Origin of the sequence: Aliibacillus thermotolerans (assembly GCF_027853235.1) — a bacterium.
GTDB lineage: Bacteria > Bacillota > Bacilli > Bacillales > Marinococcaceae > Aliibacillus > Aliibacillus thermotolerans.
The window spans coordinates 200,404-213,779 of record NZ_WKJG01000039.1 but is presented as its reverse complement, the minus strand read 5'-3'; the positions used below and the strand labels follow the sequence as shown (position 1 = coordinate 213,779).

General features: G+C 42.4%; 14 protein-coding genes and 3 other annotated features. Of the genes, 3 read left to right on the top strand and 11 right to left on the bottom strand.

Annotated features, from left to right (window positions below; genetic code table 11):
* Positions 1 to 510: 510 nt before the first annotated feature.
* The gene (locus GJS40_RS07435; protein ID WP_270897253.1) at positions 511 to 687 is read left to right on the top strand and encodes a hypothetical protein; all 177 of its coding nucleotides are present in this window, start codon (positions 511 to 513) and stop codon (positions 685 to 687) included.
* 62 nt (positions 688 to 749) lie between these two features.
* On the opposite strand, the gene pheT is transcribed toward GJS40_RS07435, so the two are convergent.
* From pheT to GJS40_RS07420, 3 genes are all read right to left on the bottom strand, one after another.
* Positions 750 to 3,167: a phenylalanine--tRNA ligase subunit beta gene (gene pheT / locus GJS40_RS07430; RefSeq protein WP_270897252.1), complete on the bottom strand. Its 2,418-nt coding sequence runs from the start codon at positions 3,165 to 3,167 to the stop codon at positions 750 to 752.
* Between the two features lie 12 nt (positions 3,168 to 3,179).
* Complete coding sequence (gene pheS / locus GJS40_RS07425; protein WP_270897251.1) at positions 3,180 to 4,214, bottom strand: phenylalanine--tRNA ligase subunit alpha; 1,035 nt, start codon at positions 4,212 to 4,214, stop codon at positions 3,180 to 3,182.
* A 53-nt stretch (positions 4,215 to 4,267) separates the two neighbouring features.
* Positions 4,268 to 4,490: a binding site (T-box leader), on the bottom strand.
* A gap of 71 nt (positions 4,491 to 4,561) precedes the next feature.
* Entirely contained in the window at positions 4,562 to 5,326 is a 765-nt protein-coding gene (locus GJS40_RS07420) for a TrmH family RNA methyltransferase (protein ID WP_270897250.1), read from the bottom strand.
* Between the two features lie 150 nt (positions 5,327 to 5,476).
* On the opposite strand from GJS40_RS07420, the gene sspI reads away from it, so the two are divergent.
* Positions 5,477 to 5,686 carry a small acid-soluble spore protein SspI gene (gene sspI, locus GJS40_RS07415; RefSeq protein ID WP_270897249.1) on the top strand — a complete coding sequence of 70 codons (210 nt, stop codon included), beginning with the start codon at positions 5,477 to 5,479 and terminating at the stop codon, positions 5,684 to 5,686.
* A gap of 266 nt (positions 5,687 to 5,952) precedes the next feature.
* Here sspI and GJS40_RS07410 read toward each other — a convergent pair whose 3' ends face one another.
* Positions 5,953 to 7,029, bottom strand: coding sequence for a M42 family metallopeptidase (locus GJS40_RS07410; RefSeq protein WP_270897248.1), 1,077 nt, complete (start codon positions 7,027 to 7,029; stop codon positions 5,953 to 5,955).
* A 73-nt stretch (positions 7,030 to 7,102) separates the two neighbouring features.
* On the bottom strand, positions 7,103 to 7,594 hold the full coding sequence (locus tag GJS40_RS07405; RefSeq protein WP_377902109.1) for a dUTP diphosphatase: 492 nt from the start codon (positions 7,592 to 7,594) through the stop codon (positions 7,103 to 7,105).
* Between the two features lie 88 nt (positions 7,595 to 7,682).
* Here GJS40_RS07405 and GJS40_RS07400 point away from each other — a divergent pair, with 88 nt between their 5' ends.
* Positions 7,683 to 8,093 (top strand): sigma-w pathway protein ysdB, encoded by a 411-nt coding sequence (locus GJS40_RS07400; RefSeq protein WP_270897246.1) that lies wholly within the window; start codon positions 7,683 to 7,685, stop codon positions 8,091 to 8,093.
* Positions 8,094 to 8,358: 265 nt separating this feature from the next.
* Here GJS40_RS07400 and rplT read toward each other — a convergent pair whose 3' ends face one another.
* The 6 genes from rplT to ytxJ all read right to left on the bottom strand — a co-directional run bounded on the left by rplT (position 8,359) and on the right by ytxJ (position 13,279).
* Positions 8,359 to 8,715, bottom strand: a complete 357-nt coding sequence (rplT, locus tag GJS40_RS07395) for a 50S ribosomal protein L20 (RefSeq protein WP_270897245.1) — start codon at positions 8,713 to 8,715, stop codon at positions 8,359 to 8,361.
* 33 nt (positions 8,716 to 8,748) lie between these two features.
* The gene (gene rpmI / locus GJS40_RS07390; protein WP_270897244.1) at positions 8,749 to 8,949 is read right to left on the bottom strand and encodes a 50S ribosomal protein L35; all 201 of its coding nucleotides are present in this window, start codon (positions 8,947 to 8,949) and stop codon (positions 8,749 to 8,751) included.
* A 30-nt stretch (positions 8,950 to 8,979) separates the two neighbouring features.
* Positions 8,980 to 9,501: a translation initiation factor IF-3 gene (gene infC / locus GJS40_RS07385; RefSeq protein WP_270897243.1), complete on the bottom strand. Its 522-nt coding sequence runs from the start codon at positions 9,499 to 9,501 to the stop codon at positions 8,980 to 8,982.
* An 87-nt stretch (positions 9,502 to 9,588) separates the two neighbouring features.
* Positions 9,589 to 9,720: a sequence feature (ribosomal protein L20 leader region), on the bottom strand.
* A gap of 366 nt (positions 9,721 to 10,086) precedes the next feature.
* Positions 10,087 to 12,033 carry a threonine--tRNA ligase gene (gene thrS, locus GJS40_RS07380; RefSeq protein WP_270897242.1) on the bottom strand — a complete coding sequence of 649 codons (1,947 nt, stop codon included), beginning with the start codon at positions 12,031 to 12,033 and terminating at the stop codon, positions 10,087 to 10,089.
* A gap of 51 nt (positions 12,034 to 12,084) precedes the next feature.
* Positions 12,085 to 12,313: a binding site (T-box leader), on the bottom strand.
* Positions 12,314 to 12,369: 56 nt separating this feature from the next.
* Positions 12,370 to 12,921 carry an O-acetyl-ADP-ribose deacetylase gene (locus tag GJS40_RS07375; protein WP_270897241.1) on the bottom strand — a complete coding sequence of 184 codons (552 nt, stop codon included), beginning with the start codon at positions 12,919 to 12,921 and terminating at the stop codon, positions 12,370 to 12,372.
* A gap of 10 nt (positions 12,922 to 12,931) precedes the next feature.
* Entirely contained in the window at positions 12,932 to 13,279 is a 348-nt protein-coding gene (gene ytxJ, locus GJS40_RS07370) for a bacillithiol system redox-active protein YtxJ (RefSeq protein WP_270897240.1), read from the bottom strand.
* Positions 13,280 to 13,376 lie beyond the last annotated feature (97 nt).

Genomic DNA, 13,376 nt, shown 5'->3' with positions numbered 1-13,376 from the left:
CCTTATCACTAAGGCAATTGTTAATTGAATAACCCTTGTGAGACCTCCCCAGGTAAGAGTTATAACCTTCCTCCCATGTAACTGCTGCATTTACTGTATGGAACTCGGGCAGTATTGGACTTTGTTTTGTTCAGCAAACTCATCCATTCCAAGTCAGCCTTGTATGCAGTTCCTGTTCGTCAGTTCGGGAATTTGCCTCCAGCTTCCTTCAGATTCCGCGTCACCACGGACACCCTTGCCTTCAGCTAACAGTTCCTACTGCCAAGCCTGTAGTGGACTTTCACCACCAAGTTATAACCCATGCTGGGCGCACTGGAAATGACCCACAGCATCATCTCCAAGATGCAGTGGGTCATTTATTTCATGGAGCTGTCCAAAAAGTCATGATTGGTGACTTTTTGGACATTTTTTGTTACCCCTTCATCAAAAATTGCTTCTGGAAACGCCTCTTGACCGAATAGGCATGTTTCCAACACCAAATTGTTGATGGAAGTAAGTCGTGGATGGGTCATGCCATCGTTTCATCAAAGTATTGCTTGTGGAAGCAAGCCATGGATCGCTCATGCCACCGTTTCATTCAAAAATAGTTTGTGGAAACAAGCGATGAACGGATCATGGCACCGTTTCAATCCAAACACCATTGTGAAAGCAATCCATGCACGATGTATGGCACCGTTTCAGCGCTAAATGATTGTTGAAAGAAACTCTCGATTTATTTTTCAAGACTTTAAGACAACCTCTTCGGACCTTTATTTATCCCGCAATGTGGCATGAAGTTTTGTTTCTAATTCTTGTAATACACTTTCATGCACGGTTGTCACTTCTTCGTCGGTTAACGTGCGATTTGGATCCAAGTAGACGAGTGAGAAAGCGAGGGATTTTTTTCCTTCTTCTAAATGTTCTCCCTCATACACGTCAAATAAAGTAATCTGTTTTAATAGCTCACCACCAGCGCTCGCAATGACTGCTTTTACATCCCCTGCGGAAATATCTTTGTCCACAACTAAAGCGATGTCCCGAGTAATGGATGGATAGCGAGGGAGCGGTTCATATAGACGAACTTCTTTTTCTTTTTCTAATAAATGCCCAAGATAAATTTGAGCAACATACGTTTCTTTCACGTCCCATTCTTTTGCTGTTAGTGGGTGGATTTGACCAACAATTCCAATGAATTCTCCATTCCAATGAATGTCTGCACTTCTTCCCGGATGCATATCTGGACGTTCAGAAGGAGAATACGTCACTTCTTCTGAAATACCGAGGCTCGCAAATAGACCTTCTAACACCCCTTTGATGACATAAAAATCGACTTTCTTTTCCTCTCCTTGCCAACGATGAGACTCCCACGTTCCGGTCATCGCAAGGCCGAGTAGCATTTTCTCCGTTGGTAGGTCATTTTCTTTTTGTGCGATAAATATATCCCCGATTTCAAATAAAGCGACATCGCGTACTTGACGGTTTAAGTTATGCTGAATTGCATCGAGTAAGTGTGGAATTAAACTCGTGCGCAACACGCTTCGTTCCTCACTCATTGGCATCGACAAACGAACGGTTTCAGGCACTTCTTCTAATAGAAAACGAGTCGTTTTTTCCGGGCTCGTGAGGGAATACGTCAATGCTTCGCTAAAGCCACTCGCTTCTAAATAACGACGAACTTGGCGACGGGCCTTTTGTTCTGCAGTGAGGGCTCCCGGAGTCGTCTTACTTATTGGAAGTGTCGTTGGGATTTTATTATAACCATACAACCGGGCAACTTCTTCTGCGATATCTTCTTCAATGGAAATATCTAAACGACGCGTCGGTACGTGAATAGTAAACGCTTCGTCTTCTTCCGTCACTTCAAAACGAAGGCGTTCAAAGATGGAAAGAATTTCAGACGTCGCAATGTTCGTACCTAAAATTTGATTCAATCGGTCTGTCGTCGATGTTACCGTGCGCTTTTCTTGTACACGATAATCTTGGGCTACAACTCCTTGTAACACTTCTCCCCCTGCATATTTTTCCAGTAAGGAAAGGGCTCTTTCCGCCGCTTCTTCCACTCGGAATGGATCAATTCCTTTTTCATACCGTTGACTCGCTTCACTGCGAAGACCGAAAGCATGAGAGGCACGGCGTACGCGAATCGGAGAAAAATAAGCCGCTTCTAACAATACGGTTGTCGTATCTTCTTGTACTTCAGAAAAAGCGCCACCCATGACTCCTGCTAAAGCGACTGGTTCTTTTCCGTTCGTAATCGCTAAATGCTCCGGCGACAACACCCGTTCTTCGCCGTCTAAAGTCGTGATTTTCTCTTCGTCATGGGCGCGGCGAACAACGACTTCTTTAGAACCGAACCGATCGTAATCGAATGCGTGCAACGGTTGACCGTACTCCATTAGAACAAAGTTTGTGATGTCTACGACGTTATTAATTGGTCGAATTCCAGCAGCAGTGAGATAGTTTTGCATCCACTGAGGAGACGGACCAATCGTCACATTTTTTATGACGCGAGCGTAGTAAAACGGGTTGTCTTCCTTTTGTTGAATTTCGACACGTATGTAGTCGGACGTTTTTTCATTCGTTTCTGTAAATGTGCGCTCTGGAAGACGAACTTCTCTACCTAGAAGTGCTGCTACTTCGTAAGCAACTCCAATCATACTTAAACAGTCGGCACGGTTTGGCGTTAAGTCTAATTCTAGCACCGTGTCATCTAAGCCGAGCACTTTTGCTGCATCCGTTCCGACTTCTATTTCTTCTGGCAATACATAAATTCCGTCTTGCCACTCTTTTGAAATTAATTTTTGTTCAATTCCTAACTCATCGAGAGAACAGATCATTCCTTCTGACGTTTCTCCTCGAATTGTCGTCGCTTTTATTTGTACGTCTCCCGGAAGCACTGCTCCTGGTTTTGCAACGACTACTTTTTGTCCTTCCGCTACGTTCGGTGCCCCGCATACAATTTGGGACACGGTTTCCCCGATATTCACTTGACAAACGCGTAATTTATCTGCATTTGGATGTGGGGTTACTTTTTCCACCAAGCCGACGACAAGATGAGAAATCTTTTCTCCCCGAGGATGAATCGCATCCACTTCCACTCCACCCCGGGTCAATTTTTCACTTAATTCTTCCACTGTTAAATCATCAATCTCTACGTAATTCTTTAACCAATTGTATGATACGAGCATGAAGACCCCTCCTTATTCCCAAGTAAATTGCTCTAAGAAACGAAGATCGTTCGTATAAAAATGACGAATGTCATCAATTCCGTATTTCAGTAAAGCAAAACGTTCGACTCCCATCCCAAACGCGAAACCGCTATATTTTTTCGAGTCAAAACCGCTCATTTCTAACACGCGTGGATGTACCATTCCCGCTCCTAATACTTCAATCCATCCCGTCTGTTTACAAACGCGGCAGCCATCTCCTCCGCAAGAGCCGCAAGAAACGTCTACTTCCACTGATGGTTCTGTAAATGGGAAAAAGCTTGGGCGCAAGCGGATGCTTCTATCTGCCCCAAAATATTCTTTCACAAAAGTTTCAAGCGTCCCTTTTAAATCACTCATTCGCACGTTTTCATCTACGTACAATCCTTCAATTTGCATGAATTGATGAGAGTGCGTCGCATCATCATCGTCTCGGCGATACACTTTTCCCGGGCAGACAATTTTCACCGGACCTTTTCCTTCATGTTTTTCCATCGTCCGGGCTTGTACCGGTGACGTGTGGGTGCGGAGCAAAATATCTTCGGTTACATAGAAGGAATCTTGCATTTCCCGCGCCGGATGTTCCGGCGGTAAATTTAACGCTTCAAAGTTGTAGTAATCCGTCTCTACTTCCGGACCTTCCGTTACTTGGAAACCGAGTCCGATAAAAATATCTTCAATTTCTTCTACCACTGCCGTTAACGGATGGCGCGCTCCCATATGTACTTTTCGTCCTGGCAAAGTGACATCAATGCGTTCCTTTTCTAACTGTTCCGCTAATGCTCGCTCCTCCAGTTCCGCGAACATTTTGTCTAAAGAAGCTTGGATTTCTTCGCGAACTTCATTTGCCTTTTGCCCAACTTTCGGTCTTTCCTCCGCAGACAATTTGCCCATTCCGCGAAGTACCGTCGTAATGGAACCTTTTTTCCCTAAATATTTCACACGGACAGTATCCAAATCCTTTGGCGAATCCACTTGTTTTATTTCTGCTAACGCTTCACGTTTTATTTGCTCCAGTTGATCAATCATACTTTAAAAACCTCCCTTTCTCTCTCACACAATAAAAAAACCTTCATCCCTAAATAAGGGACGAAGGTTCGCGGTACCACCCTTGTTAACTGTTTTCACAGTTCACTTCATTTACATAACGGATGATCCGGAACACTTTTACAAGTAAACCTTGTGTTACAGTGTCAGCTCCAGAGCGAATTCAGTCTGTCTGCTATAGAAATGCTTCCAGTCTATGACATTTCCTCCCTGCATAGCAACGCGGATAGACTTACTACTCTCTTTCCTCGCTTTTTTCGTTTATTTCATTGTATACGTAAACTAGTATAAGAAATATTTTGTCGGTTTGCAAATGATGATTTGCATACTTAGCGGACGTCGTTTAAGTGGTAAAGTAAAATTCCGGTGGCAACAGATACATTTAATGATTCCGCGTTACCATAAATAGGGACATAAATGATTTGGTCACTTTTATTTAACCATTCTTTGTTTACCCCTCGTCCTTCATTTCCAACAATTAAAGCAAATTCTTTTTGACGTTCGATGGCGGTGTAAGATGTCCCTTTTTCAATCGCTGTGCCAAAAATAGGAATTCCTTTTGCTTGTAAAGTTTTCATCCATTCACCAATGTCTCCTTTTATGACGGGTAAATGAAATAATGATCCTTGTGATGCACGAATCACTTTCTCATTATACGGATCGACCGTTCCGCTTCCGAGTAGTACTGCTTGTAATCCTACGGCATCAGCTGTTCGAATAAGCGTACCAACATTTCCGGGATCTTGCACCCCATCTACGAGCAAATATTTTTTTCCTTTTTCGATTGTAATCTTTTCTTCCTCAGGCAAATGACAAACAGCAATGATCCCTTGTGGCGTTTCTGTACTACTTAACTCCTTCATCACTTCTTTTGAGACAATCGTTAATTCAAAACCCGAAAATGGAATACGAGATGGCAGATTTGTCCCTTCTTGAACAATGAATTGGTCAATACGAATATTGGCGTTGAATGCCTCTTCTACGAGATGAAATCCTTCCGCCAGAAAAAGCCCTTCTTTCTCTCGATGCTTCCGTTGATATAACTGTTTCATTTTCTTCACAAATGAATTTTTTACCGATTCAATCCGTTTCATCTTATTCCCTATCCTTTAAATGTTGTACATATTTTCGATCGACATGTCCCATACTACAAACAACCCGTGCTCCCTTGAAAATGTAAAACGGATCATATGAAACAAACAGGCTGACCTGAATTTTCACATGATGTATAAGGAGGAGATGACATGTCATTCCAATTACGAGAAGCGATTTTACAAAACGTCTCTAATCACACTCCAGAGCAACTGGAAGCAACCATTCAAGATGCTGTTGAAAGTGGAGAAGAAAAAATGTTACCAGGGCTTGGCGTATTATTTGAAGTGTTTTGGCAACACGCAAATGACAGTGACAAAGATAAAGTAGTCCAAGAAATTTCTTCCGGTTTACAAGCGTGACGTACAACAACATCGTCTCCAAAATGCCGTTTGAGGCGAGGCAACAAGATTTGTCGCTTGTCCAAGACGTTACATGTAATTACGAAAAAAATGGGAAGCACGGAAGAAAAGCCTGCGAGGTAAGTATTCATGTTGCTTCCGTTTGAACTGGAAACAAAGCGAATACCTGCTAGCTTTGTTTCCACGCTTCCTCGTGCCACGGACTCATTCCTATTGAAAACTCGCTCGCTTGCATATAGGGGGTTCTGACCGCTTTATCCTAAAATTTATTCAAATGTAATTTTCCGAACCGTTTCTTCGTCTAATCTTTTCACTACTTCTGTAATGAGTTGTACGGCATGTTCAAAATCATCACGGTGCAGGATAGATGCATGGGTATGGATGTAGCGGGTCGGGACTGTAATAGCCAATGAAGGTGCCCCATCTCCGGATAAATGAATCGACCCGGCGTCCGTTCCACCACCGCTCATCGCTTCAAATTGATAAGGAATCTCATGTTCATCCGCAATATCTGTCACAAAATCACGAAGACCTTTGTGAGAAACCATGGAGCGGTCATAAATCATAATTTGTGGTCCTTCTCCAATCTTCGCAGTGGCATCATTCGCTGAAATACCCGGCGTATCCCCTGCGATACCTACATCCACCGCAAAACCAATATCCGGCTCTATCTTATGTGCTGCCGTTTTTGCCCCGCGAAGTCCTACTTCCTCTTGGACCGCACCTACACCGTAGACGACGTTGTCATGGTTTTCGTCTTTTAAACGTTTCATCACCTCAATGGCAATGGCACATCCAATACGATTGTCCCACGCTTTCGCCATCATAATTTTTTCATTCTTCATCACCGTAAAGTCACAGATTGGTGTCACTGCATCCCCTGGACGGACGCCAAAACTTTCCGCTTCTTCTTTACTGGAAGCACCAATATCAATAAACATATCCTTTACTTCTACGGGCTTCTTCCGCTGTTCCGGCGGTAAAATATGTGGTGGTTTTGAACCGATCACTCCGACAATATTCCCTTTTCGCGTCATGACGGTAACGCGTTGGGCCAGCATCACTTGGCTCCACCAGCCGCCAACGGTTTCAAATTTTAAAAATCCGTTATCATCAATGCGAGTTATCATGAAGCCAATTTCGTCTAAGTGCCCAGTAATCATAATTTTTGGCCCGCCAGCTTTGCCAGTTTTTTTCGCAATGAAACTCCCGAGATTATCGTAACTGATTTCATCAGCATATGGCGTAATATACTTTTTCATCACTTCGCGCGGTTCTTTTTCATTTCCCGGAATCCCATTCGCATCAGTCAGTTCCTTTAACATTTGTACTGTCTCATCCATCATTTTTTCCTCCTTCAAATAACGATCTTTCCACTTTGTAGTATATCCGTTATGTTTTTCTAATACAAAAAAATTAATATCCTTCCGTTTGGCGTTGATGATTGATTTCGTTTTTTTCGTAGTACGCCCGTTCTACTTCGTCTTTTGTAAACCCAATTCCTTCTCCAAGTTTTAAGTATTCTGCAAACAAATGATGGTATGTTTCTCTGTTTGGGGACTCGTGAAATTGCGAAGCGCATTGAAACACATGTAAAAAGTGCAATTGTAAAGGCGTTTCTTCTCTTTCTTCATTTGGAAAAGGAGGTATTTCTTCAAAACCACATTCCAGTCCTAATGACAACAAGAAATGAATGCCATCTACATATTCTTCTAATATTATCTCTTTTTCCGAAGGGGGTTTCCGACTCCAAAATTTGAAACAACGTGTTTCATTTGCCAGCTCTCCCACTTCCGTCATAAAAGCTAACACTTTATCCGAAAATAAATCTTTGTTCTCTAATTGATGCTCTCGTTCAATTCGCTCATCTAGTTTTCGTTGCACTGAAAATAACCGTTCCATTTGGATAATATCTTTTCCCTTCTCTCTCATTTTCGTTTAAAATAGAAGTAACAATACCATGTTCGTTATCCACTCACGTAAGGAGGAAGTTCACATGGCATTACTACTGCGTGTTCTAATTTTCGTCGCACTTATTATTTTAATATATACAATCGTAAAATACATTTTAAATCCGAAACGAAAACTCGAACTTGCTCATGAAAAAAAGCAGTTTTATTTTTTTGACGACCCAAAAGACGTCCGCAAAAACTTTTTTATTACGTACAAAGGCGTCATGTTTGAAGGAGAAAAATTTTTAGGTACGACAGACCAAGCATTCGACGTCGTCTCTGTCTCCATATGGGTAAAGCAAAAAGACAAATTAAAAGGACTCCACATTAAAGATTTTATCTTTTTGGAAAAAGAAATACACCAACACTACCCCGAAGCCACCATCGAATGGAAACCCCCCATCAAAGAATTTATTGATGAACGAAAAGCGGAGGCAACTGAACACGAGCGATAAGCACTGGACTTGTACAGGATGTACTGACTTCTGCGTTGCACACAAAATCTACACTGCAATACTTCTCTGTTTTCTTTTGCGCCGAGTAATCACAGGCGCAGGACGTGTTGACCTCTGCGTTATGCCTAGAACAGGCACGATTTTAGCAAAGTTCCTGCATCCAAGAGGCCTAGTTACTGAAGCTAGACAGAGAAAAGCGGAGAAAGCCGATGAAACATAACGAAAAAACGAACCGGTGATAAGCCGTCCGGTTCGTTTTTCGTCATTATTTCAAGCTCGCTTTTGCTTTTTCAGCAAGTTCAGCAAAGGCTTTTTCATCATTCACTGCAAGGTCAGCGAGCATTTTGCGATTCACTTGGATATTTGCCTGTTTTAAACCGTGCATGAGACGGCTGTAAGAGAGACCATTCATTCGCGCCGCAGCATTAATTCTTGTGATCCATAGCTTACGGAAATCACGTTTTCTTTGACGGCGATCACGATATGCATATTGAAGTGACTTCATCACTTGTTGATTGGCCGTTTTAAACAGGCTATGCTTCGATCCGCGATACCCTTTCGCTAATTTTAAAACTTTTTTCCGACGACGACGTGTGACATAACCACCTTTTACTCTTGCCATCGTCTATCCCTCCTTCGCATTACATTACGGTCATTAGTTTTTATAAGGCATTAAATCTTTAATACGTTTAAAGTCTGAGTTATCCACCATTCCTTGCTTGCGAAGTTTCCGTTTTTGTTTCGTTGATTTGTTAGCAAACAAGTGGCTTGTGTACGCATGACTGCGCTTTAACTTACCGGACGCTGTTTTTTTGAAACGTTTCGCTGCGCCGCGGTGCGTTTTCATTTTTGGCATAAAAAGTCCTCCTCGTTACATTTTATCCGTCTACTTTTTTCCTTCTTTTTCTTTCTCTGATTTCGGGGCAAGCATTAAAAACATGCTTCTTCCTTCCATCTTCGGTTTCGTCTCCACCGTCGCAATATCTTTTAACTCATCCGCTAATCGTTCTAACACATCTTTACCGATGTCAGAGTGGGTGATCATTCGACCGCGAAAACGAATCGCTGCTTTCACTTTATCTCCTTTATTAAGGAATTTACGAGCACTACGAAGCTTTGTGTTAAAGTCATGCTCCTCGATGTTCGGGCTAAGGCGCACTTCTTTGACGTTAATTACTTTTTGCTTTTTGCGAGCCTCTTTTTCTTTCTTTTGCTGTTCATAGCGGTATTTCCCGTAGTCCATAATACGGCACACCGGAGGCTTTGCATTCGGAGCAACTAACACCAAATCAAGATTTGCCTTTTTTGCCAAATCCAGCGCTTCGTTCTTTGATTTTACTCCTAGTTGGTCCCCATTCGCATCAATCAAACGAACTTCCCGCGCACGGATTCCCTCGTTAACCTTCATGTCTTTACGGATAATAAGACACCTCCAAATAAATTTACGAACCCGAAGCAGACATCTGTAGCTCTCCCGCACAATACGGTTGGTGAATCTGACACAAAAAAGTGGGCACACGGATTGCGCCCACTCGTGATCAAACGAATACAAATTCCATATCACCACAAACCTGCCAACAACTTGTCGCGTCGATCAGGTGAGAAGCGGGCGCTTCTACTTGCTTTGGTTTCGAATGTTACTTTACCTTACATACACTATCATGTCACACATACATTTGTCAACTTATTTTAAAGAATGTTTCTCCTCCATCAAGCGTCTCGCGGATAATCATCAGATGACCGTTTGATTGAATCATCTCACTAGCTCCAAAATGAGACGCTTTTCTGACGAAAGGGGCTCATGAAATTTCTATGGCATGTTTCCACCATCAAAGTAGCAATGAAAACGCGTCATAAACGAGCTATAACTTCTCTCCAGCAGTACGAGCTATGACTCGTTTCTAGCGTCACGTTCCATCTTAAAATAAGGAATCGTCTTTGTTAAGTCATTTCCCACACGTCATTCCATCCTCAAAACAAATGATCTATGCAATTACAGTTCTAATGAGCGTGTATTGATTTTCTCCGTAATCATTTGAACGAAGGAAGAGAGTCCTACTGTTTCTGAATCTTTTTGGCCGTAACGGCGCACGTTCACTGCTTCTTGTTCGATTTCTTTGTCTCCGAGAACGAGCATGTACGGGATTTTTTTCGTTTGGGCTTCGCGAATTTTGTAGCCGAGTTTTTCATCGCGTACGTCTACTTCTACGCGCACACCGGCTTTTCTCAATTCGTCTTCCACTTTTCGAGCATATTCCATATGTGCTTCTAATGACACTGGAATAATTTTTGCTTGTACCGGTGCGAGCCATACTGGCAATGCTCCTTTATGTTCTTCTAACAAGAAAGCGACGAAACGTTCCATTGTAGATACAATGCCTCGGTGGATGACGACCGGACGATGTTCTTTTCCATCTTTTCCAATATACGTTAGGTCAAATCGCTCCGGTAAATGGAAGTCGAGTTGGACGGTAGACAATGTTTCGTCTTTACCGAGCGCTGTTTTTACTTGTACGTCTAATTTTGGTCCGTAAAAAGCAGCTTCTCCCTCAGCTTCCACATAGTCTACCCCCATGTCATCCATCGCTTCTTTTAACATCGATTGTGCTTTTTCCCACATCGCATCGTTATCTACGTATTTTTCTTTATCTTCCGGATCACGGTAAGATAAGCGGAAGTAATAATCTTCAAAGCCAAAGTCTTTATACACACTTTGAATGAGTTCCACTACTCGTACAAATTCTTCTTTTAATTGATCTGGACGGGCGAAAATATGAGCATCGTTTAACGTCATGGCGCGAACCCGTTGCAACCCTGCTAAAGCGCCGGATTTTTCATAACGGTGCATCAGGCCAAGCTCTGCAACTCGCACAGGTAAGTCACGGTAGCTGTGCATGGAGTTTTTGTACACCATCATATGGTGCGGACAGTTCATCGGACGAATCACGAACGTTTCATTGTCCATTTCCATCGGTGGGAACATATCTTCTTGATAATGGTCCCAATGCCCGGACGTTTTATATAACTCGGAACTGCCTAACACCGGTGTATAAACGTGGTCGTAGCCAAGGCGTTCTTCTAAATCGACGATGTATCGTTCAATGGTCCGGCGAATCGTTGCCCCTTTTGGCAGCCAAATCGGAAGGCCTTGTCCTACTTTTTGATTGAGAGTGAAAATCTCTAATTCCTTTCCGATTTTACGATGATCCCGCTCTTTTGCTTCTTCCCGCATTTTTAAATATTCTTCGAGCTCGCCTTGTTTTGGAAAAGCGGTTCCGTAAATCCGTTGTAACATTTTGTTGTTACTATCGCCGCGCCAATACGCACCGGAAATGCTTAATAGTTTAAACTTCTTTAATTTTCCGGTACTTGGCACGTGTACACCTCGACATAAATCAAAAAATTCTCCTTGTTCGTAAATAGATACTGTTTCGTCTTCCGGAATATCATCAATTAATTCCAGTTTCAAATCGTCGCCGATTTCTTTATATCGTTCGATTGCTTCTTCTCGGCTCACTTCTTTTCGGACGATTTCAAGATTTTCATCAATAATTTTTTGCATTTCTTTTTCGATTTTCGGTAAATCTTCTGGAGTGAGTTGGTGCGGCATATCGATGTCATAATAAAATCCATTTTCAATCACAGGGCCGACACCGAGCTTCACATCTTTATATAAACGTTTGATCGCCTGGGCCATTAAGTGAGCCGTACTATGCCGTAAAATTTCCAACCCTTCTTCATTTTTCAACGTCAAAATTTCAATCGTACCGCCTTCATGAAGAGGAGTACGCAAATCAACCGGTTTTCCGTCAATTTTAGCAGCTATGGCTTGTTTTTTTAATCCTGGACTAATGGAAGCGGCGATTTCTTCAGCTGTTACTCCGTCTTCAAAAGATTTTTTATTTCCATCTGGAAAAGTAATTTCCACTGCTCCACTCATTGAACATTCCTCCTTCGTAAAATAAACAATAAAAAACACCCCTTCTTATAAAGAAGGGGCGAATAGATTCCGCGGTTCCACCCTTGTTACAAAGACAATCATGCCTTTGCATCTCGTTTGCCACCGTAACGTGGGGCGACTCCGGCAGTAGTTACTAGCATTCGTTCCCTACTGCTGCTCCAAGGGGGTAAGAAACACGCTTTTTCAGAAAGCTCTCAGCTGACACTTTCCTCTCTGTAGAAAAAGGGGATGTTTCCCATGTCCTTATCCATGCATTTATACAATATTCTGTTGTTATTATAGAAAGAACGAATGAGAAAATCAACCAATATTCGTTTAGCCATAAATATTTTCGTATGTGGTTTGATATATTTCTTTGTCTTCTTCTGAAAATAAGACAAAAGTGACTTTTCCAACCCGCTCTTTCTTTAAATATTCCACGACAGTTTCGATCGCAACAGCGGCTGCTAGTTCAATTGGGAACCGGTAAGCCCCGGTAGATATGGATGGGAAAGCGATATGTTGTAACTGGTGTTCCCGCATGAGAGCAAGAGAGTTTTTATAGCAGTTAGAAAGTCTCTCTGCTTCTTTATGCTCTCCTCCTTCCCACACCGGCCCAACGGTATGAATGACGTAATCCGCCGGAAGGTTATATCCTTTCGTCATCACCGCATCACCAGAAGGGAGTTCTTCGCCATGAAGTTGTTCTTCGCGAATCCGTTTGCATTCCTGAAGTAACTCTTTTCCAGCAGCACGGTGAATCGCACCGTCCACTCCTCCCCCACCTAACAGGGTACCGTTGGCAGCATTGACAATCGCATCCGCTTGTACCGTTGTAATATCTCCTTTTTTAAATTCCAATATGTTACCGTTAATCTCTACTTTCATGTTCTCCACCTCACTTTTTTACTGTTTCACTTGCTGTTAAAATCGCATCTTCTTTAATGTCGTAGTGAGAGGCATGCCACACGACTTCTTTGTTAGAAAGTAGTAGCAGTTGAGGTGATTCATGTTTTATGCGTGTGTCCGCTTCAATGGCATTGGAAACGTCACGAGTCTCGATGACTTTTACTAAATAGGTAGGAATCTCCTTATTTTGTGCTACATATGTTTGATATGCTTCATGAGCTTCGGCGCTAATTGGACAACTGGTGCTATGTTTAAAAACAAAGGCCGGATGCGTATTTGTTTGTTCCAATACGTCCTCCCATTGAGCAATGGTTGTAAGTTCTGTATATGTATTCATTCTCACTCACTCCTCTTCAGTCAATGCTTTTCTTATTAGTATAACACGTTTAGACGTCAGATTCTGCTGATGTCATATATGATACCCAAAGGTTCAT

Bases quoted from the DNA above. Each gene is read 5' to 3' on its own strand.
- pheS (WP_270897251.1), bottom strand. From the start codon at position 4,214: ATGATTGATCAACTGGAGCAAATAAAACGTGAAGCGTTAGCAGAAATA.
- GJS40_RS07400 (WP_270897246.1), top strand. From the start codon at position 7,683: ATGGCATTACTACTGCGTGTTCTAATTTTCGTCGCACTTATTATTTTA.
- thrS (WP_270897242.1), bottom strand. From the start codon at position 12,033: ATGAGTGGAGCAGTGGAAATTACTTTTCCAGATGGAAATAAAAAATCT.
- rpmI (WP_270897244.1), bottom strand. From the start codon at position 8,949: ATGCCAAAAATGAAAACGCACCGCGGCGCAGCGAAACGTTTCAAAAAA.
- infC (WP_270897243.1), bottom strand. From the start codon at position 9,501: ATGAAGGTTAACGAGGGAATCCGTGCGCGGGAAGTTCGTTTGATTGAT.
- sspI (WP_270897249.1), top strand. From the start codon at position 5,477: ATGTCATTCCAATTACGAGAAGCGATTTTACAAAACGTCTCTAATCAC.
- ytxJ (WP_270897240.1), bottom strand. From the start codon at position 13,279: ATGAATACATATACAGAACTTACAACCATTGCTCAATGGGAGGACGTA.
- GJS40_RS07410 (WP_270897248.1), bottom strand. From the start codon at position 7,029: ATGGATGAGACAGTACAAATGTTAAAGGAACTGACTGATGCGAATGGG.
- GJS40_RS07420 (WP_270897250.1), bottom strand. From the start codon at position 5,326: ATGAAACGGATTGAATCGGTAAAAAATTCATTTGTGAAGAAAATGAAA.
- GJS40_RS07435 (WP_270897253.1), top strand. From the start codon at position 511: ATGCCATCGTTTCATCAAAGTATTGCTTGTGGAAGCAAGCCATGGATC.
- pheT (WP_270897252.1), bottom strand. From the start codon at position 3,167: ATGCTCGTATCATACAATTGGTTAAAGAATTACGTAGAGATTGATGAT.
- rplT (WP_270897245.1), bottom strand. From the start codon at position 8,715: ATGGCAAGAGTAAAAGGTGGTTATGTCACACGTCGTCGTCGGAAAAAA.
- GJS40_RS07375 (WP_270897241.1), bottom strand. From the start codon at position 12,921: ATGAAAGTAGAGATTAACGGTAACATATTGGAATTTAAAAAAGGAGAT.